The following is an 18,596-nucleotide window of genomic DNA, read 5'->3' as shown; positions in this document are numbered from 1 at the left end:
GCGGATCTTCCCGGAAATGAGCGAATGTCAAAGGCACTGACGCTTCTCCTTCTGTTGGCCATGTGCGTCCAGCTCATAAAGCCGCTCGGCTGTCCGGGCCTCAGGCAGCGCCGCGATTTCTGGAAGATTGCCGTCTTCGCCATCGTCGTGATGATGGCCACCGTGCTTTTGCGTCCTTGAAGCTCGGCGCGGCGCCGCGCGAGATATCGATCCCCGGCAACTTCGGCGTTCCTTGCGAAACAGCATCCCGGGAAAGGGCCGCGCTATTGTTGCGGCCATGGACCCCGAGTCTCTGCACGACATGACGACAGGAAAAGGTTAAATTACCGTGCTTGGCCACAAGATGAAAATCGAGGCTCTGTTGGAACGTCGTCTCACTGCCATTCTCGCAGCCGATGTCGTGGGCTACAGCCGCCTCATGGGAGCGGATGAGGCCGGTACGCTCGCGGCACTGAAGCGGCATCGCCGCGAGTTGCTGGAGCCGAAGATCGCCGATCACAAGGGCCGAATCGTCAAGCTGGCGGGAGACAGCATGCTCGTCGAGTTCTCGAGCGTGGTGAATGCGGTCGCCTGTGCAGCCGCGATCCAGCGCGGCATGCTCGCCTCCAACGAAGACCAGCCGAGGAACAGGCGCATCGAGCTCAGGATCGGCATTCATCTCGGCGACGTGATCGTCGAAGACGGGGACATCTTCGGCGACGGCGTCAATGTCGCCGCGCGGCTCGAGGGTTTGGCCGATCCCTCCGGCATCGCGGTTTCGGCGTCGGTGCGCGACCATGTCGGGTCGCGACTGGATGTCGGCTTCATCGACAAGGGCGAATACAGCCTGAAGAACATCGCATCGACCATCCGCGTCTACACGGTGTCTCTCGGCGACAATTCGGCGGTCAAGCGGGCGGAACCGCCCGGCGTCGTGGATCGCGGCTATGAACTGTCGATCGCCGTCCTGCCATTTACGAATATGAGTCTCGATCCCGAGCAGGAATATTTCTCTGACGGCATCACCGAGGACATTATTACCGACCTTTCGAAGATCGCGCGCCTGCATGTCGTCGCGCGCAACACCGTCTTCACTTACAAGGGCAGGGCCATGAAGGTGAAGCAGATCGCCCACGAGCTCGGCGTCCGCTTTATCCTCGAAGGCAGCGTGCGAAAGGCGGGCAAGCGCGTGCGCATCACCGGCCAGCTGATCGACGCGCAGACCGGCGGGCATCTTTGGGCCGACCGCTACGACCGCGACCTGACGGATATCTTTGCGATCCAGGACGAGATCACGCACGCGATCGTCGACCAGCTCAAGATAAAGCTCTTGCCGGAGGAGAAGAGGGCGATCGAAAGCGACCCGACGACTTCCGTCGAGGCCTACACCTACTATCTCCGGGGCCGGCAGTTCTCCCGTACCTGGACCCGGCCCTACCTGCTGCTTGCACGCCGGATGTTCCTGAAGGCCGTCGAACTCGATCCGAACTATGCGCGTGCCTATGCCGGCATCGCCGAGTGCGAATGTGCGATTAGGGACTGGCACGAAAAGGAGTTTCCGCTGGAGAGCATCCTCGACATGAGCGCCAGGGCGCTCGCGCTTGATCCGAACCTGGCGGAAGCGCATGCCTCGCGCGGGCTCGCATTGAACCACGACGGGCAAACGGAGGAGGCGAGTCGTGAGTTCCGCCAGGCTCTGGCGCTGGATTCGTCGCTCTACGAGGCGAATCTATATTACGGGCGCTTCCTGTTCGCGCAGGGTCGTTTTCAGGAAGCGATCACATTCTTCGAGCGCGCGGCCGAAATCCGGTCGGACGATTATTTTTCGCCGATCCATTTGATGGGTTGCTATCTCTCGCTGGGTATCGAGACCGAGCGGCAGCGCTGGGCGCGGATCGGCATCGAAAGAGCGCAACGCGCCCTGGAGAGGAACCCCGAGAACGCCAGCCCGGCCCATCGCGGCGCATTGGCACTCGCGCATGTGGGCGAGGCCGAACGTGCGAAGGAATGGATTTCCCGCGCGCTGGCGATCGATCCGGACGATGTGGTCGCGCAGTACAATGCAGCCTGCGTCTACTCGTTGCTCGGCGAGGGCGAGCGCGCGCTGGAGCTGCTGGAGATCGTGGTGCCGCAGAGTTCCAGCTATCATGTCCTGTGGTTCAACCAGGACCCCGACCTGGACCCCGTTCGCAACGATCCCCGCTTCCGCGCCCTCCTCGACGCGCTCACAGACTGCACCGCCGGAAAGCGCTGAACTATCCGGCGATCAGATCTCGATCTCGCCGCGCATCGCCGAAACGCAATCGCCCGAGACGCTGACCTTTCGGACTTCGCCGTTCCGCTTGTCGACGCCGACGGTAATGAGGCTGCGGCGCCCCATTTCCACGCCCTGCTCGATAACGAGTTCGACCTCGGCGTCGGGCTCGGGGAGCAGCGAAACGAGGTAAGCGCCGAGCGCCGCCGAAGCGCTGCCGGTTGCCGGGTCTTCGATGACGTTGTCGAGCGGCGCGAACATGCGTGCCCTCACATGCGACGGCTGCTCGCGCGTTCGCGCATAGAGAAACAGGCTGAAACTGTCTTCCGCGAGCGGATAGCGGACATTCGCCTCCTCGAAAGCCGAGACGTTCGGCCGCGCCTTCGAAAGGGCGTCCAGGTCGCGCAACTCGGCGACGGCGAAGGGCAGCCCGACCGAAATGCGCACCGGTGGGTGGGACCCCGCGGCGAGATCGTCCTGGTGCAGCGATGCGCAGGCGGCAATCGTCGCGGCGTCTATGGCGGGACCGATCCTCAGCGCCTGCGGGGCGACGATCCTTGCGCCGGTAACGAGGCCGTCACGGTCGAGAATGCTCACCTCGACCAGCCCCGCCTTTTCCTCGAAACGCAACGCGTTGCCCGGCCTTCGGCCGAAGATTTCCTTTTGCCGGGCGAGCACGAAGGCCGTGCCGACATTCGGATGGCCGGCAAAAGGCACTTCGGTCGTCGGCGTGAAAATGCGCACGCGCGCAGTGTTCTCCGGATCTTCGGGCGGCAGGACAAAGGTGACTTCGGAATAACCGAACTCGGTCGCGATCGCCTGCATCCGGGCGTCGCTCAAGCCCCGCGCATCAGGAATGACTGCGAGCTGATTGCCGGCGAAACGCTCGGCCGTGAAGACATCGACGGTAACGAAGGAGACGCTGTTCATGGAGTCCTCTGGTCAGCAGGAGATCGTACAGATTTAAGGACGTCTCCGGCGCCGCCGAAACAGCGAACTTGTCTCCCTGACAATTGTCGAGACATGCGGGGCGCGCGGGGCGTGTAAAAGGCCCGGCGGCATCGCTGCCGCCGGGCCTTCTCCTCTCTCCCCTTTAACCAGTTCGGCGCTCAGGCGGCCCTTTCGAAATCCTTCGTCCAGCTTCCCTTGGCGGCGAGGCTGCACATCTTGGCGCGATGGGCGAAGGCGCGCTGGCCGGCGGCGACGTTTTCCGCCTTGCCGCCCCAGGCATTGAGCGCCTCCTGCTGCAGGGCGCGGCCATAGGAGAAGGTGAGCTTCCAGGGGAGGTCGTGCGTCGCATTCATCGCCGAAAGATGGGCCGTCGCCTCTTCGGTCGACTGGCCGCCGGAGAGGAAGGCGATGCCGGGAACGGCTGCCGGCACGGTGCGCTTCAGCACCGTGATAGTGCGTTCGGCGACCTCCTCGGCGGACGCTTTGCGCGCCTTCTTGCCGTCGATCACCATGCTCGGCTTCAGGATCATGCCTTCGAGCACGACGCGAAGCGCGCCGAGTTCCTCGAACACGGTGCGCAGGACCCATTCGGTCACTTCCGCCGAGCGCTCGATCGAGTGATCGCCCGGGGCGCCGTCCATCAGCACTTCCGGCTCCACGATCGGCACGATCTTCGCTTCCTGGCAGAGCGCAGCATAGCGGGCCAGCGCGTGGGCATTGGCCTCGATCGCGCCCCGGCTCGGAAGGGTGTCGGAAATGGCGATCACGCCGCGCCATTTGGCGAAGCGGGCGCCCGCCTCGTAATATTTGGCAAGACGGGCGGCGAGCCCATCAAGGCCCTCGGTGATCGTCTCGTTGGGGAAAAGGGCCATTGGCTTGGCGCCGGTATCGACCTTGATGCCCGGGATCGAGTCGGCCTTGCGAATGATGTCGACGAGGGGCGTGCCGTCGGCAGCCTTCTGGAAAAGCGTCTCTTCGTAGAGGATAACGCCGGAGATATATTCGCGCATCGCATCGTCCGAGCGCAGCAGCATCTCACGATAGTCGCGCCGCGACGTCTCGGTGGACTCCAGGCCGATGCTGTCGAAGCGCTTCTTGATCGTTGCGGTCGACTCGTCGGCGGCAAGCAGGCCCCGGCCATTGGCGACCATCGCAACCGCAATATCTTCCAGTCTTTCGCTCATGTCTTTCTCCTACACACAGCGCCGATCACCAGCGGAACAGCGAATGAAACCCATCTCGATCTGGAGGCGCGAAAGCGTCGTTCGCACCTCAGGAACAAAGGCGCGATAACAGAAGATACTGTGCGGGAAAATGGCAGTAAAATGGGCTAAAACGATTTAAATAATTTTAATCGTTTGAAATATCGTAATTATTTTGGATGGGGTCGGCTCGGACGTGGAGTTGCATCTCACCCGTAGAAGGCGGGTGCGCAACGCCGGGTCACCTTGCCAGTGTCAGAGCGGTTCATTGAAGCAGTGAAACGGCAGCACTTTGAGACTACGCACTTCCGGATTGAAAACCGTCGCAGCCCCCGGAAGTGCTCCGGTGGCGCTCACCGGGAGCCTCTGTTGAGCCGCATGCAGGAAAGTGGCGCATCGCAAGAGTCATTTGAATGCGACGCGCCTTACATGCCGAGGCGGAGGCCGCGGCGCTCAGTTCCGCTGTCGGAGAATATCGACACCCGGCAAGGGCTTGCCTTCCATCCATTCGAGGAAGGCGCCGCCGGCGGTCGAGACATAGGTGAAATCGTCTGCGACCTCGGCATGGTTGAGTGCTGCGACCGTATCGCCGCCACCGGCGACCGAGACGAGCGAGCCTGCACGCGTGCGGGCTGCCGCGTGTTTCGCCGCTGCCACGGTCGCCCTGTCGAAGGGCGCGATCTCGAAGGCGCCGAGCGGTCCGTTCCACACGAGCGTTTCGGCGCGCGAGATCCATTCGTTGATGACCTCGATCGATTTCGGCCCGACGTCAAGCACCATGGCGTCTGCAGGGATGGCGTTGATATCGACGATCTCGTTGTCGGCGCCGGCCTTGAACTCACGGGCGACGACGCCGTCGACGGGAAGCACGATCGCGCATCCCGCATCCGAGGCGGCCGCGAGGATACCCTTGGCGGTGTCGGCAAGATCGTGCTCGCAGAGCGACTTTCCGACATCGACGCCTTGCGCCGCGAGAAAGGTGTTGGCCATGCCGCCGCCGATTACGAGCGCGTCGACTTTCTTCACGAGGTTCTGCAGAAGGTCGATCTTGGTCGAGACCTTGGCGCCGCCGACGATCGCGACGACCGGACGCTTCGGATTGCCGAGTCCCTTCTCGAGCGCTTCAAGCTCCGCCTGCATGGTGCGGCCGGCATAGGCGGGAAGATGATGGGCGAGCCCCTCGGTCGAGGCGTGGGCGCGATGCGCGGCGGAGAAGGCGTCGTTGACATAGACGTCGCCATTGGCGGCAAGCGCCGTCACGAAGTCTGGATCGTTCTTCTCCTCGCCTTTGTGAAAGCGGGTGTTCTCGAGCAGCAGCACTTCCCCGTCGTTCAGTTCGGCAATGGCGTTGGCAGCCTTGTCGCCGATGCAGTCGGCCGCGAAATAGACGCGCTGGTCGAGGATCTCCTCGACGGCGGAGGCGATCGCCTTCAGCGACATGTCGGCGACCGGCTCGCCCTTGGGCCGGCCGAAATGCGCGAGCAGAACGACCTTCGCACCCTTCTCGGAGAGCTCGCGAATGGTCGGCGCCACGCGCTCGATGCGGGTGGTGTCCGTCACCTGGCCGTCCTTGACCGGAACGTTCAGGTCGACACGCACGAGGACGCGCTTGCCGGCGATGTCGGTCAGGTCGTCGAGAGTCTTGAAAGTCATCAGATGGTCTCCGGTGATAGTCTCTGGAACAGGGTAGGGTAGTCCACGACGAGGCCGTCCTCGTCCACCGGCAGGTCCGCCGTGAAGCCGTCATCCGCAGCCTCGTAACGGTAGAGCCTGCCGTCGTCCAGGCAAGTGTAATGCTGCCCGTCGACCGTCGGCTCGAAGCTGTCGAAGGGCACATAGAGCATTTTGAGCCTGGTGGTGCCGGATTGCCGGGTGAGGCCCAGGCGACGGATCGGCAGCGTGTTTGTGAAGGGCGTGCCGGCGAGGTCGATATCGATGCAGCCACCGAATTGCGGCAATGCCGTTCCGTCGGCGCTACGCCAATGGCCATGCCCGTCGGACATGAGGTGCAGTCTCTGCCCTTCGGTCGTTTCTATGAGAAAGGAAAAGACGCGCCAGGCGGCATCGCAGTCGATCCGGTAGCGGACGCCATAGGCCCTGCCGCCGGATTCGCCGATGAGAACGCTTTCGGCGCGGATGGCCGCGCCGAGCGGTGCGTTCACGGACCTGAGCGTCAGGTGTTCAAGCCCTTCCCCCCCGAGCGGGCGCCAGCGCACCGTCGTTGAGGATAAGGGCCGGAACATCGCTCTTAGAGGAGCTTGCCGAGGGCGACCGCGGTGTCCGCCATGCGGTTCGAGAAGCCCCATTCGTTGTCGTACCAGGAAAGGATCGACACGAACTTGCCCTCCATCACCTTGGTCTGGTCCATGTGGAAGACCGAGGAATGCGGGTCATGGTTGAAGTCGACCGAGACGTTCGGCTGAAGCGTATAGCCGAGAACGCCCTTGAGCGGACCATCGGCGGCAGCCTTGATGGCGGCGTTGATCTCTTCCTTGGTGGTCTCGCGCTTGGCAACGAACTTAAGGTCGACGACCGAGACGTTCGGGGTCGGCACGCGCACGGAGATACCGTCGAGCTTGCCCTTGAGTTCCGGCAGCACGAGGCCGACCGCCTTGGCAGCACCCGTCGACGTCGGAATCATCGACAGCGCCGCGGCGCGGGCACGGTAGAGATCCTTGTGCATCTGGTCGAGCGACGGCTGGTCGTTCGTGTAGGAGTGGATCGTGGTCATCATGCCGTGATCGATGCCGATGGCGTCGTGCAGCACCTTGGCGACCGGTACCAGGCAGTTGGTCGTGCAGGATGCGTTGGAGATGACGAGATGATCCTTCGTCAGCTTGTCGTGGTTGACGCCGTATACGACCGTCAGGTCCGCGCCGTCGGCCGGGGCCGAGACGATGACCCGCTTGGCGCCGGCTTCCAGATGAGCGGCTGCCTTGTCACGGGCCGTGAAGATGCCGGTGCACTCCATCGCGATGTCGACGCCGAGATCCTTGTGCGGCAGTTCTGCCGGATTGCGGATCGCGGTCACCCGGATCGGTTTGCCGTTATTGATGACGATCGCGTCGCCGTCGACCTTCACGTCGGCCGGGAAGCGGCCGTGGATGGAATCGAAGCGCAGCAGATGAGCGTTTGTCTCGACCGGGCCGAGGTCGTTGATGGCAACGACTTCGATGTCCGTGCGGCCGGATTCGACGATGGCGCGGAGAACGTTGCGGCCGATGCGGCCAAAACCGTTAATGGCGACTTTCACTGTCATATCGGGTCTCTCCCTGTCAGAATGCGTGTAGTGGGTAGGAGGGCATTCGGGAATGTCCTCCAGGCTTGATCAGGACAGCTTGGCTTCGGCGGACGCAACCACGACTTCCGGCGTAATGCCGAAGTGCTTGTAGAGATCCTTGTAGGGCCCGGAAGCCCCGAAGCTCGACATGCCGATGAAGATGCCATCATTGCCGATGAAGTGATCCCAACCTTGGCGGATGCCGGCTTCGACGGCGATCTTCACCGGGGAATTGCCGATAATCGCCTGCTGATAGTCCTCGCTCTGCTCGGCGAAGAGCTCGAAGCAGGGGACGGAGACGACGCGCGTCGCGATGCCCTTGGCCGTCAGCGTCTGGCAGGCCTTGACGGCGATCTCGACCTCCGACCCGGTAGCGAAAATCGTCACCTGCGCATCGCTTGCGGAGATCAGGTCATAGGCGCCTCGGGCGCAGAGGTTCTGTTCCTCGTATTCCGTGCGCACCGCCATCAGGTTCTGGCGGGTGAGTGCGAGACCGGAGGGACGCTTGCGGTTTTCCAGGGCCAGCTGCCAGCATTCGGCGGTCTCCGTCGCATCCGCGGGGCGGAACATCAGCAGATTCGGGATGGCCCGAAGCGCGGCCATGTGTTCGATCGGCTGATGGGTCGGCCCGTCCTCGCCGAGACCAATGGAATCGTGCGTCAGCACATGGATGACGCGGATGCCCATGAGGGCGGCAAGGCGAATGGAGGGGCGGCAGTAATCCGAGAAGATCAGGAAGCCGCCGGAATAGGGAATGAGACCGCCATGCAGCGCCATGCCGTTCATCGCTGCGGCCATGCCGTGCTCACGCACACCGTAGTGAATATAGCGGCCGGAGAAATCGTCCGGGGTGATGGAATGGGTCTGGCTCGTCTTGGTATTGTTGGAGCCGGTCAGGTCGGCGGAGCCGCCGATCGTCTCGGCAAGCACGCCGTTGATGACTTCCAGCGCGTCCTCCGAGGCCTTGCGGGTTGCCGGCGACGGCTTGGTCTCGGCGAGCTTCTGCTTGTAGGCGCCGATCGCGGAGGCGAGGCTGCCTTCGAGTTCGCCGGAGAAACGGCGGACGAAATGGGCCTTCTTTTCCGCCTCGGCGGCTTCGAGCCGCTCTTCCCACTCCTTGCGCGCCTTGGCCGACCGCAGGCCGGCAATCCGCCAGGCGTCGAGCACGTCCGAGGGAACCGTGAAAGCTTCGGCTTCCCAGCCGAGCGCCTTGCGGGTGGCGGCGATTTCCTCGGCGCCGAGCGGTGAGCCGTGGACCTTATGCGTGCCGGCCTTGTTCGGCGCACCGAAGCCGATCACGGTCTTGCAGGCGATCATGGTCGGCTTGTCGGATTTCTGAGCCTCCTCGATCGCGGCGGCGATCGCTTCCGGATCATGGCCGTCGATGGCGATCGTATGCCATTTGCAGGCGCGGAAACGGGCGTGCTGATCGGTCGAGTCGGCGATGGAGATCGGACCGTCGATCGAGATGTTGTTGTCGTCCCAGAAGACGATCAGCTTGTTGAGCTTCAGGTGCCCGGCAAGGGCGATGGCCTCCTGGCTCACACCTTCCATCAGGCAGCCGTCGCCGGCGAGCACATAGGTGTAATGCTCCATCAGATCGCTGCCGAACTCCTCGCGCAGCTTGCGCTCGGCGATCGCCATGCCAACCGCATTGGCGATCCCCTGGCCGAGCGGCCCGGTGGTCGTCTCGATGCCGGCGGCATGGCCGTATTCCGGGTGGCCGGCCGTGCGCGACCCCAGTTGGCGGAAGTTCTTGATCTCGTCGATGGTGATGTCGTCGTAGCCGGTGAGATAGAGCAGCGAATAGAGGAGCATCGACCCGTGGCCGGCCGACAGGACGAAGCGGTCACGGTTCGGCCAGGAGGGGTTTTTCGGGTCGAAGCTCAGATAGCGGGTGAACAGCACCGTTGCGATATCGGCGGCGCCCATCGGGAGGCCAGGGTGGCCGGAATTTGCCTTCTCGACGGCGTCCATGGAGAGGAAACGGATTGCATTCGCCATCCGGTCGTGTTTTTCGCGAGAGATCATGACTGTTCCGTTTGCGTTCGGTGGTCAGGGGACGGTCTCTATCCTCCAAAGACCGCGTGAGAAGCGGCAGACACATAGCAGGTGCGCGGTGCGAGTCAATAAACACAGGCCCTCCGCGACGAAATGCGGCGCAACTGCACGCAGTGCCTGCGAAGGCAATACTGCCACGCAGAAGAGGCCATTTGCGGGCCGGGATAGACGATCCACAGCTTCCGCTCATCATCACCGCCGTTGGCATTGTTGAGACTTGCGTAATCGGTTTAAAAAGAAAAGGGCCGAAATGGCGAATGTTCCGCGATTCGGCTTTGGAGCAAGGTGCGCTCGGGCAGGGCGCAAGGCTCCTGCGCTTTGTTTTAGGGAGGGCGGGCCCCTTCCCTAGAGAGGTATCGGAAGACATGCCGGCAAAGACGGTCAAGGCGGCGATCGACGAGTTGCGCAACGCGGTTCAGTCACTTGAAATCGCGATCGACGGCCGCTTCGACAAGGAAAGGGACGTGAGCGAGTTCGAAGGCGAGGTCAGGCGGGTCAATGAGGACCGGTCGCGGCTGGCGCAGGAACTCGATCAATCCCAATTTCGCGCCAACCGGTTGGAAGAGGTCAATCGCGAGGTATCCCGCCGTCTCGTGACGGCCATGGAGACCATTCGTGCGGTGCTGGATCGCTGAGGTTCTGAACATATGGCGCAGGTAACGGTAACGATCGACGGCAAGGCCTACCGCATGGCCTGCGAGGAAGGGCAGGAAGATCATCTCGGCGATCTCGCAGCCAGGTTCGATCAGTATGTCAGCCACCTGAAGGGCCAGTTCGGCGAAATAGGGGACCTCAGGATCACCGTCATGGCGGGCATCATGGTCATGGACGAGCTGAGCGAGGTCAATCGCCGGCTGAAGAGCCTCGAGATCGAGGTGAACGAATTGAAGAGCGGCCGCGATTCCGCGCTTTCGGACCAGGCGAGAAACGAGGAGGCGTTCGCCTCGGCGCTCGGCGAGGTGACGGCGCAGATTCAGGATATCACCGCCAAGCTCAGCGGGCGGACGACCAGCCCGGCAAACTGAGCGCCGATCCGGGCTCCGGAAATTTGTGCAGCTCCACGCGTCTTCCTCTGGCGAAACGCCCTGGGACGTTCTATATCTGCCGCGCGGTCTGCGCTTCCCGACAGGAACCACAATCCCCGGGGCCATACACGATCTCAAGGGAACTGTCCCTGGCCGGACTCGTGGGTCCGGGCATACGGTGCCCACCTACCTAGTAGGTACCCGGGATCGTAAATCATCCATCGGTCGTTGTGGATCGCGCTTCTTCTTTCTCCTTATCGATCGGTGCCCGAAAGGCGCGGCGTATGGCATCCGCCATCGCATCGACCGTCGGCGACCGGTTCCCGCGCCTCGTCCGCAATACGACGTTCGACATGTCGACGATGCCGAAGCCGTCGTCTTCGGTGAGTTCGCGGCAGCCGGACGGTATGGCGCTTCGCGACAAGGGTGCTATGGCGAGACCCGAAACGACGGCGGCGATCAGGCCGCCGCTCGTGCGGCTCACATAAGCGATACGACATTCCATGCCGCGGCTTTTCAGGCTCCGCATGGCCAGATCGTCGCACCAGCCACCTTCAGCATATGTATAGGTCGCGATCGGCACCGGTTGCCGCTCATGCGCGCCGTGCTGATCGCAAGTCACCCAGACCGTAGGGTCCACCGTCAGGACCTCGTTCCGGCTGCGGCCGCCCGGCTCGAAGACAACGGCGATGTCGATTTCTCCGGCCGCGAGCGCTGCCAGGTTCGACATCGAGGTTTCCTGTTGCACCGTCACTTCCACGCCCGGATGAACCGCGGCAAAGGCGCCTAACGCCTTCGGCAGGGCGGAGTTGACATACTCCTCCGAAATTCCGATCCGGACCGAACCGTCGAGAGCCGGCGATCGCATGGCCGCTGCAGTGTCGTCGAGAAGGGCCACGATGCGGCGTGCGTTGTCGATGAGGCGCCGGCCTTCATCGGTCAGTATGACGCCGCGCGAATGGCGCTCGAAGAGCGCCGAGCCGATGAGATCCTCGAGCTTGCGGATCTGCATGCTGACGGCCGATTGCGTTCGTCGCACCGTGTCTCCGGCCCGCGTCAGGTTGCCTGTGTCGGCAACCGCCAGAAAGGTTCTGAGCAGATCGCTGTCGAGGGGAGCTGACATATCGTCGCCATAAGAAAACCTGATGATAACCATGGTTGCAATTCATTTGTCAGATGTCAACGAAGGGAAGAAGATCGGCTGTCGTTTTCCCGGAGGGTTTCGCCATGCCCGTTCTCGTCGCGCCAGCACGTCCCGTCACGCGAATTTCTCCGTTGCTTGCGACGGCCATTGCGCGCTGGCGGCTTGGGTTCGTCCTTCATATGCAATGGGCGGTCGTAAGCCGTCGCGGCGATCCGCATCTTCTGGCAGACGCAGTTATCCCGGACACGTATCGCCTGGGACACGAGGAGGCCGGTCGTCAGCGTGAAGCCGCTCGGCACCGGCACTGGATGCTGTGAAGTCGGCGTCCAGTCTCAGGAAAAACTCCACAAATCCGTTGCATCGACGGCGCGCCGGCGTGGCGCTGGGCATCACCAAAAAGTTCTGCGATACGCGAATGACGTCGCGAAGCATTGCGAAAGCGGCGGCTTCACGGTTTTGGCCGAAGGCGGTTTTGCGTTATGCATGGGCCTGCTGATCGGTGTAAAGCGGCACGGTCTGCCCGGAAGGATGTTCGATGTCACCTAAGGATTTGAAGGCAGCATTGAGGAAGGAGCGTCTGGCGCTCCGCGATGCGATGCCGGCGGAAGTGCGGATCGAGGCGAGCCTTGCAATGGCCGATCATGCCGGCGACGTCATCGCGCTCGATCCCGGCCACGTCGTCTCGGGCTTCTGGCCGATCCGGTCGGAAGCCGATATCCGGCCGCTGATGGTGCGGCTCAGGGATCGCGGTGCGCGCCTCTGCCTGCCGGTTATCCTGGACAAGAAGGCCATCGTTTTCCGGGAACTGCTCGACGGCATCGCCGTCGTCGAAACCGGCTTCGGAACCACCGGTCCGGGTCCGGACGCGCCGGAAGTCGATCCGGACATCATGCTTGTGCCTCTTTCGGCCTTCGATGCTCTGGGCCATCGCATCGGCTATGGCGCCGGCTACTATGATCGGGCGATCGAACGGCTGCGTCGCAAAGGCCACATGCCGCGTTTGATCGGGATTGCATTCGACTGCCAGGAAGTGGCATCAGTGCCGGCGGAACCGCACGACGTGGCGCTGGACGCCGTATTGACGGAGAGCGGTTTTCGGCATTTCAGAGCGGGATGAGGAAATTTGCGCGGATTCCGCCATATCCTGCTTAAATTCATGGAACCGACCAGGTGCATGATTTGGAGTCGATCCAGATTGCCCTGGTCCAAGCGGGATTGTATGGCATGCGACTTCTGTTTCTGGGGGATATGGTCGGCAAGACCGGCCGCACGGCCGTCTGGGAGCGCCTCCCCGGGCTCGTGAGCGACCTGAAGCTCGACTTCGTCATCGTCAATGGCGAGAACGCTGCCGGAGGGTTCGGCATCACCGAGGACATCTTTCTCGAGACGATCAGCGCCGGTGCCGACGTGGTGACAACCGGCAATCACGTCTGGGACCAGAAAGAAGCGGTGGTCTTCTGCGAGCGGCACGATCAGTTCCTGCGGCCGGCGAACTACCCTGCGGGCACGCCGGGTCGCGGCTCCAATCTCTTCTTCGCCCGAAACGGCGCCCGCGTTCTGGTCGCCAATGTCATGGGGCGGGTCTTCATGCATCCCGAACTCGACGATCCCTTCAAGACGGCCGAGGCGATCCTCGATGCCTGTCCGCTTGGCGAACAGGCGGATGCGGTCGTCTTCGATTTCCACGCGGAGGCGACGAGCGAGAAGCAGTGTTTCGGTCACTTCGTCGATGGCCGTGCCAGCCTGGTCGTAGGCACGCACACGCATGTGCCCACTGCCGACCATCAGATACTCAACGGCGGCACCGGCTATATGAGCGATGCCGGCATGTGCGGCGACTACGACTCCTCCTTGGGCATGGACAAGGAAGAGCCGCTCAACCGGTTCATTTCGAAGATGCCCAAGGGCCGCTTCGAAGCGGCATCGGGCCCGGCTACCATCTGCGGCGTCGGGATCGAGATTTCGGACCGGACGGGGCTGGCGGAGAAAATCGCGCCGCTCAGGATAGGTCCGCGCCTCGCGGAGACGATCCCGCAGTTCTGGGCTTGAGCGGCAGAGTTTTCCGTTTCTCCGCATGCATCCTGCAGTGCGGCCTGTGCCGGAGTGTCTTTTTTCCAGGGTGACAGACCTGTCAAATGGTGGCAGGTTAGCGACCAAAATGAGAGCCGCAGTGCACGCGGCCGCTATTCGCAAGTTTCCATGCCTAATCGGTGAAGCGGGATGCGGGCGGAAGCGCCCAAACTTTCCCTCATCTCGCAGTAGTGCAACCGGAGCGCAAGGTTCCGGCTCGAAATGTCGCCGCGCCGACCAGTCCCGGGCGACGGCGATCTGATGTTCAGGTACCTGGAGAGCGTGCATGTTGCGAAAATGGCGTCTGCCGGCCGTCGCCGGCGTTTTCGTCTCCCTTCTTATCTCGATGCCCGCAGGTGCGCAGGATGCGCAGATGCCGACGGTGACCGTCGCCAAGCCGGTGGTGCGCGACGTCGTCGACGCCGACGAATTCATCGGCCGCTTCCAGGCGGTCGATGAGGTTTCGATCCGTGCGCGGGTCGGAGGTTATCTCGATCAGGTCTTCTTTACCGACGGTGCCATCGTGAAGAAGGGCGACAAGCTCTTCGTCATCGACCAGCGGCCGTTCCGCACAGCCCTGTCTCAGGCCGAGGCCTCGCTCGCGGCCGCGCGCTCGACGCTCGTCTTTGCAGAGACCACCTTCAAGCGAACGGAATCGCTTGCCAATTCGGGCACGCTTTCCCTGTCCCGGCTCGACGATGACCGCAGGGCGCTGATCGCCGCGCAGGCGAATGTTCGCGGCGCCGAGGCGGCGGTGGAGCGAGCCAGGCTCGACCTCGACTATACGACCATCACCGCGCCGCTGACTGGCCGCGTCGACCGGCGCCTCATTTCTCCGGGCAACCTCGTCCAGGCGGACGAGACGGTCCTGACGACGATCGTCTCGCTCGACCCGATCGATTTCTATTTCGACGTAGACGAGCGGCGGCTGCTTTCCTATGCCCGCACGGCTCGGGAACGCGGCAGTGCGCTGCAGGAAGGAGCCGGCGCGCTTTCGGTACACGTGACGATCGCCGACGCCAATGAGCGGCCTTTCGAAGGCAAGCTCGATTTCGCGGAGAACCGGGTCGACGAAGAGACGGGCACGATGCGTGTGCGCGCCCGGTTTGCCAATCCTGATTTCGTCCTGCAGCCCGGGCTCTTCGGGCGTGTGGAAGTCGAGGGCTCGAACACCTATCAGGCCGTCCTGGTGCCCGACGAGGCGATCGCCGCCGACCAGAACGAGCGCATCGTCTATGTGGTCGGCGAGGACGGCAGCGTCGCAAGCAAGCCCGTGCGCCTCGGGCCGCGGCTCCACGGCTACCGGGTCATCCGAAGCGGCATGATGGGGGACGAGACGATCGTCGTGAATGGCCTCATGCGCGTGCGGCCAGGCGTGAAGGTAAAGCCCGAACTGATCGTTCTGCCTCCCGAGGCTGCGCAATCGGCGGAGAATGCCCAATGAGGTTCGCGCATTTTTTCGTCGATCGGCCGATCTTCGCATCGGTGCTCTCGATCGTTCTGCTCATCGTCGGCAGCATCGCCTATTTCCAGCTTCCGGTGGCGCAATATCCTGAAATCGCGCCGCCCACCATCGTCGTGCGCGCCTCCTATCCGGGCGCGGATGCGGAGACCGTCGCCAATACCGTCGCCACCCCGCTCGAGCAGGAAATCAACGGCGTCGAGAACATGCTCTACATGTCGTCCTACTCCACCGCGGACGGCTCGATGGCGCTGACGATCACCTTCAAGCTGGGGACCGATCTCGACCAGGCGCAGGTGCTGGTGCAGAATCGTGTCTCCATCGCCGAGCCCAGGCTCCCGGAAGAGGTCCGGCGCATCGGCGTCACTACGACGAAGAGCTCGCCGGACCTGATGATGGTCGTTCACCTGCTCTCGCCGACCGACCGCTACGACCAGCTCTACGTCTCGAATTACGCCCGCACGCGCATCCGCGACATCCTGGTGAGGCTCGACGGGGTCGGCGACGTTCTTCTCTTCGGCGAACGCGAATACGCCTTGCGCGTCTGGCTCGACCCGCAGAAACTCTCCGCCTACGGCATGACCGCCGGCGATGTCGTGGAGGCGCTGCGCCAGCAGAACGTCCAGGTCTCGGGCGGGTCGATCGGTGGTCCGCCGATGTCGAGCGACACCGCTTTCCAATATACGGTGACCACCGACGGCCGCTTCAGCGATGCCCGGCAGTTCCGCTACGTCATTGTAAAAGCGACGGACGAAGGCAGGCTCGTGCAATTGCAGGACGTCGCCCGCATCGAACTCGGTGCGCGCGAATACGTGACGAACAGCTATCTCAACGGCAGCCCCGCCGTCGCGCTCGGCATCTTTTCTCGCCCCGGCAGCAATGCGCTCGCCGCTGCCGATGCGATCCAGGCTACGATGGCGGACCTTTCGCGGGACTTTCCCGAGGGGCTCGAATACAGGATCATCTACAACCCGACGGAATTCATCTCGGAATCCATCAACGAGGTCTACAAGACGATCGGAGAGGCGGCGCTCCTCGTCGCTCTCGTCGTGATCATATTCCTGCAGTCCTGGCGAACGGCCGTCATTCCCATCGTGGCCATCCCCGTGTCGCTCGTCGGCACCTTCGCGCTGCTCTATGCGTTCGGTTTTTCGCTGAACATGCTGACGCTGTTCGGCCTGGTGCTCGCGATCGGCATCGTCGTCGACGATGCGATCGTCGTGGTCGAGAACGTCGAGCGCAATCTCGCACGAGGGCTGACGCCCCGGGAGGCGGCGCATGTGACGATGGACGAAGTGGGTGCCGCAGTCATCGCGATCTCGCTCGTTCTGACTGCGGTCTTCGTGCCGACCGCTTTCATTCCCGGTATTTCGGGGCAATTCTACCTCCAGTTCGCGGTGACGATCGCCGTCGCGACGGTGATTTCCGCAATCAACTCTCTGACGCTCTCGCCGGCACTCGCAGCGATTCTCTTGCGGCCGCACGAGAACCATGAGCACGAGAGCCGCAATCCGCTGACGCGGCTTGGGCGAGGCTTCGCCAACGGCTTCAACCGCGGCTTCGACCGCATGGCCGATGGTTATGCGTGGACAGTGCGCCACCTCGTCAAGACGCGGATCGCGCTGGCCGGCGCGCTCGCCGTCTTCGTCGCTCTTCTCGGAGCCACCTGGTACATGGCGCAGGTCGTGCCCCGAGGCTTCATACCGACGATGGACCAGGGTTACGCCATCGTCGTGGTTCAGCTTCCGGACGGCGCGTCGCTAGAACGCACCGATACCGTCGTTCGCCGGGCCTCGGAGATGATCCGGGAGGTGCCGGGGGTCAAGGATGCGGTCGCCTTCGCCGGCTTCAGCGGTGCGACCTTCACCAATGCGTCCAATTCCGGCGTGATCTTCACCCCCTTCGACAGTTTCGAGGAGCGGCTCGAGCATAATCAGAGCGCGGAACAGATCATCGGCCAGATATTCGGCGCGATGCAAGGCATACAGGAGGCTTTCATCATCGCGGTTCCTCCGCCATCCGTGCGGGGCATCGGCAACTCGGGCGGATTCAAGATGCAGATCATGGACCGCCAGAGCGCCGACATGCGCCGCGCGCTGGGGCTCGCCTACCAGATGATGGGTGCGGCCAACCAGACGGAGGGATTGACCGGCGTCTTCACCACCTTCTCGGCCTCCAGCCCGCAGTTCTTCCTGGCGATCGACCGCGACAAGGCGCGGGCGCTGAACGTGCCGATTCCCAATATCTTCGAGACGCTCTCGATCAATCTGGGAACCTCATACGTCAACGATTTCAACGCCTTCGGACGCGTCTACCAGGTGCGTGCCCAGGCCGACCAGCAATTCCGGCTGGAGCGGGAGGACATACTTGCGCTCAAGGTCCGTTCCGCCACAGGCGCTCTGGTGCCGCTCGGCACCCTGGTCGAGATCCGCGACATGAGCGGACCGGCGCTGGTCCAGCGCTATAACATGTACGTCTCGGTTCCTCTTCAGGGCAATCCCGCGCCGGGCATCTCGACGGGCAGCGCACTCGACAGGATGGAGGCGCTTGCAGGTCAGATGCTGCCGCAGGGCACCACCTTCGAATGGACCGAGCTCGCCCTGCAGGAGCGCCAGACCGGCAATACGGCGGCCTTCATCTTCGCGCTTTCGGTGATCTTCGTCTTCCTGGCGCTCGCCGCCCAATATGAGAGCTGGGTGCTGCCTTTGGCGATTATCCTCATCGTGCCGCTCGCCGTTCTTGCAGCACTTCTCGGCGTTTCGATCCGGGGTTTCGACAACAACGTGTTGACCCAGATCGGGCTCATCGTCCTCATCGGCCTCGCCGCGAAGAACGCGATCCTGATCGTGGAATTCGCCCGTCAGGGCGAGGAGGAGGGTAAGACGCCGATCGAGGCGGCGATCGATGCGAGCCGGCTCAGGCTGCGTCCGATCCTGATGACCGCGTTCGCCTTCATCCTCGGCGTCGTGCCGCTGGTCATCGCGACGGGGCCCGGCGCCGAAATGCGCCAGTCCCTCGGAACGGCGGTTTTCTCCGGCATGCTCGGTGTGACTTTCCTCGGCCTGTTCCTGACGCCGGTCTTCTACGTGGCCCTGCGCTCGTTCCGCCGGAAGCGGGCTCCGGCGGCCGACCCGGTGCCGGCGCCGGGCGAGTGATCGAGGGTCCCGT

15 protein-coding genes, 1 other RNA gene and 1 pseudogene are annotated in these 18,596 nt (G+C 63.1%); 10 read left to right on the top strand and 7 right to left on the bottom strand.

Translation table 11 applies throughout. The annotated features are described in order from the left end of the window. Positions 1-24 precede the first annotated feature (24 nt). Together SINAR_RS1000000135745 and SINAR_RS0124125 are read left to right on the top strand one after the other, a co-directional pair. Positions 25-180: a hypothetical protein gene (locus SINAR_RS1000000135745; protein WP_084617614.1), complete on the top strand. Its 156-nt coding sequence runs from the start codon at positions 25-27 to the stop codon at positions 178-180. Between the two features lie 148 nt (positions 181-328). Beyond that, the gene (locus tag SINAR_RS0124125; RefSeq protein ID WP_028001464.1) at positions 329-2,233 is read left to right on the top strand and encodes a TPR end-of-group domain-containing protein; all 1,905 of its coding nucleotides are present in this window, start codon (positions 329-331) and stop codon (positions 2,231-2,233) included. Positions 2,234-2,245: 12 nt separating this feature from the next. On the opposite strand, the gene SINAR_RS0124120 is transcribed toward SINAR_RS0124125, so the two are convergent. The 6 genes from SINAR_RS0124120 to tkt all read right to left on the bottom strand — a co-directional run bounded on the left by SINAR_RS0124120 (position 2,246) and on the right by tkt (position 9,697). Next, positions 2,246-3,163, bottom strand: a complete 918-nt coding sequence (locus SINAR_RS0124120; RefSeq protein WP_028001463.1) for a PhzF family phenazine biosynthesis protein — start codon at positions 3,161-3,163, stop codon at positions 2,246-2,248. Between the two features lie 179 nt (positions 3,164-3,342). After that, complete coding sequence (locus SINAR_RS0124115; protein ID WP_028001462.1) at positions 3,343-4,368, bottom strand: class I fructose-bisphosphate aldolase; 1,026 nt, start codon at positions 4,366-4,368, stop codon at positions 3,343-3,345. 471 nt (positions 4,369-4,839) lie between these two features. Continuing rightward, the gene (locus SINAR_RS0124110; protein ID WP_028001461.1) at positions 4,840-6,039 is read right to left on the bottom strand and encodes a phosphoglycerate kinase; all 1,200 of its coding nucleotides are present in this window, start codon (positions 6,037-6,039) and stop codon (positions 4,840-4,842) included. Next, positions 6,039-6,629: a putative glycolipid-binding domain-containing protein gene (locus SINAR_RS0124105; protein WP_028001460.1), complete on the bottom strand. Its 591-nt coding sequence runs from the start codon at positions 6,627-6,629 to the stop codon at positions 6,039-6,041. The genes SINAR_RS0124110 and SINAR_RS0124105 overlap by 1 nt, the downstream gene beginning before the upstream one ends. A 5-nt stretch (positions 6,630-6,634) precedes the next feature. Then, entirely contained in the window at positions 6,635-7,645 is a 1,011-nt protein-coding gene (gene gap / locus SINAR_RS0124100; protein ID WP_028001459.1) for a type I glyceraldehyde-3-phosphate dehydrogenase, read from the bottom strand. Between the two features lie 69 nt (positions 7,646-7,714). Beyond that, positions 7,715-9,697, bottom strand: coding sequence for a transketolase (tkt, locus tag SINAR_RS0124095; protein WP_028001458.1), 1,983 nt, complete (start codon positions 9,695-9,697; stop codon positions 7,715-7,717). Positions 9,698-10,092: 395 nt separating this feature from the next. On the opposite strand from tkt, the gene SINAR_RS0124090 reads away from it, so the two are divergent. The 3 genes from SINAR_RS0124090 to ssrS all read left to right on the top strand — a co-directional run bounded on the left by SINAR_RS0124090 (position 10,093) and on the right by ssrS (position 10,993). Continuing rightward, positions 10,093-10,362 carry a DUF4164 domain-containing protein gene (locus SINAR_RS0124090; protein WP_003535987.1) on the top strand — a complete coding sequence of 90 codons (270 nt, stop codon included), beginning with the start codon at positions 10,093-10,095 and terminating at the stop codon, positions 10,360-10,362. 12 nt (positions 10,363-10,374) lie between these two features. Continuing rightward, positions 10,375-10,752, top strand: a complete 378-nt coding sequence (locus SINAR_RS0124085; RefSeq protein ID WP_028001457.1) for a cell division protein ZapA — start codon at positions 10,375-10,377, stop codon at positions 10,750-10,752. An 82-nt stretch (positions 10,753-10,834) separates the two neighbouring features. Continuing rightward, a non-coding RNA gene (gene ssrS / locus SINAR_RS1000000135740) (6S RNA) lies at positions 10,835-10,993 on the top strand. Between the two features lie 90 nt (positions 10,994-11,083). On the opposite strand, the pseudogene SINAR_RS0124080 reads toward ssrS, so the two are convergent. Continuing rightward, positions 11,084-11,875 (bottom strand): annotated as a pseudogene (locus tag SINAR_RS0124080) (LysR family transcriptional regulator); the annotation flags it as partial. Positions 11,876-12,178: 303 nt separating this feature from the next. Here SINAR_RS0124080 and SINAR_RS1000000136860 point away from each other — a divergent pair. From SINAR_RS1000000136860 to SINAR_RS0124050, 5 genes are all read left to right on the top strand, one after another. Continuing rightward, positions 12,179-12,442 (top strand): hypothetical protein, encoded by a 264-nt coding sequence (locus tag SINAR_RS1000000136860; protein WP_028001455.1) that lies wholly within the window; start codon positions 12,179-12,181, stop codon positions 12,440-12,442. Continuing rightward, positions 12,432-13,013: a 5-formyltetrahydrofolate cyclo-ligase gene (locus SINAR_RS0124065; RefSeq protein WP_028001454.1), complete on the top strand. Its 582-nt coding sequence runs from the start codon at positions 12,432-12,434 to the stop codon at positions 13,011-13,013. The genes SINAR_RS1000000136860 and SINAR_RS0124065 overlap by 11 nt, the downstream gene beginning before the upstream one ends. Before the next feature lie 107 nt (positions 13,014-13,120). Next, positions 13,121-13,945 (top strand): TIGR00282 family metallophosphoesterase, encoded by an 825-nt coding sequence (locus SINAR_RS0124060; RefSeq protein ID WP_028001453.1) that lies wholly within the window; start codon positions 13,121-13,123, stop codon positions 13,943-13,945. 307 nt (positions 13,946-14,252) lie between these two features. Beyond that, positions 14,253-15,410 (top strand): efflux RND transporter periplasmic adaptor subunit, encoded by a 1,158-nt coding sequence (locus tag SINAR_RS0124055; RefSeq protein ID WP_028001452.1) that lies wholly within the window; start codon positions 14,253-14,255, stop codon positions 15,408-15,410. Next, a complete protein-coding gene (locus SINAR_RS0124050) occupies positions 15,407-18,583 on the top strand; it encodes an efflux RND transporter permease subunit (protein WP_028001451.1) in 3,177 nt (1,058 codons plus the stop codon). Before SINAR_RS0124055 ends, SINAR_RS0124050 begins: the two co-directional genes overlap by 4 nt. Positions 18,584-18,596: the final 13 nt, after the last annotated feature.

Origin of the sequence: Sinorhizobium arboris LMG 14919 (assembly GCF_000427465.1) — a bacterium.
Classification (GTDB): Bacteria; Pseudomonadota; Alphaproteobacteria; order Rhizobiales; family Rhizobiaceae; genus Sinorhizobium; species Sinorhizobium arboris.
This window is presented reverse-complemented; position numbering and strand designations above follow the sequence as displayed.

Bases quoted from the DNA above. Each gene is read 5' to 3' on its own strand.
- SINAR_RS1000000135745 (WP_084617614.1), top strand. From the start codon at position 25: ATGTCAAAGGCACTGACGCTTCTCCTTCTGTTGGCCATGTGCGTCCAG.
- SINAR_RS0124120 (WP_028001463.1), bottom strand. From the start codon at position 3,163: ATGAACAGCGTCTCCTTCGTTACCGTCGATGTCTTCACGGCCGAGCGT.
- SINAR_RS0124115 (WP_028001462.1), bottom strand. From the start codon at position 4,368: ATGAGCGAAAGACTGGAAGATATTGCGGTTGCGATGGTCGCCAATGGC.
- SINAR_RS0124110 (WP_028001461.1), bottom strand. From the start codon at position 6,039: ATGACTTTCAAGACTCTCGACGACCTGACCGACATCGCCGGCAAGCGC.
- SINAR_RS0124105 (WP_028001460.1), bottom strand. From the start codon at position 6,629: ATGTTCCGGCCCTTATCCTCAACGACGGTGCGCTGGCGCCCGCTCGGG.
- gap (WP_028001459.1), bottom strand. From the start codon at position 7,645: ATGACAGTGAAAGTCGCCATTAACGGTTTTGGCCGCATCGGCCGCAAC.
- tkt (WP_028001458.1), bottom strand. From the start codon at position 9,697: ATGATCTCTCGCGAAAAACACGACCGGATGGCGAATGCAATCCGTTTC.
- SINAR_RS0124090 (WP_003535987.1), top strand. From the start codon at position 10,093: ATGCCGGCAAAGACGGTCAAGGCGGCGATCGACGAGTTGCGCAACGCG.
- SINAR_RS0124085 (WP_028001457.1), top strand. From the start codon at position 10,375: ATGGCGCAGGTAACGGTAACGATCGACGGCAAGGCCTACCGCATGGCC.
- SINAR_RS0124065 (WP_028001454.1), top strand. From the start codon at position 12,432: ATGTCACCTAAGGATTTGAAGGCAGCATTGAGGAAGGAGCGTCTGGCG.
- SINAR_RS0124060 (WP_028001453.1), top strand. From the start codon at position 13,121: ATGCGACTTCTGTTTCTGGGGGATATGGTCGGCAAGACCGGCCGCACG.
- SINAR_RS0124055 (WP_028001452.1), top strand. From the start codon at position 14,253: ATGTTGCGAAAATGGCGTCTGCCGGCCGTCGCCGGCGTTTTCGTCTCC.
- SINAR_RS0124050 (WP_028001451.1), top strand. From the start codon at position 15,407: ATGAGGTTCGCGCATTTTTTCGTCGATCGGCCGATCTTCGCATCGGTG.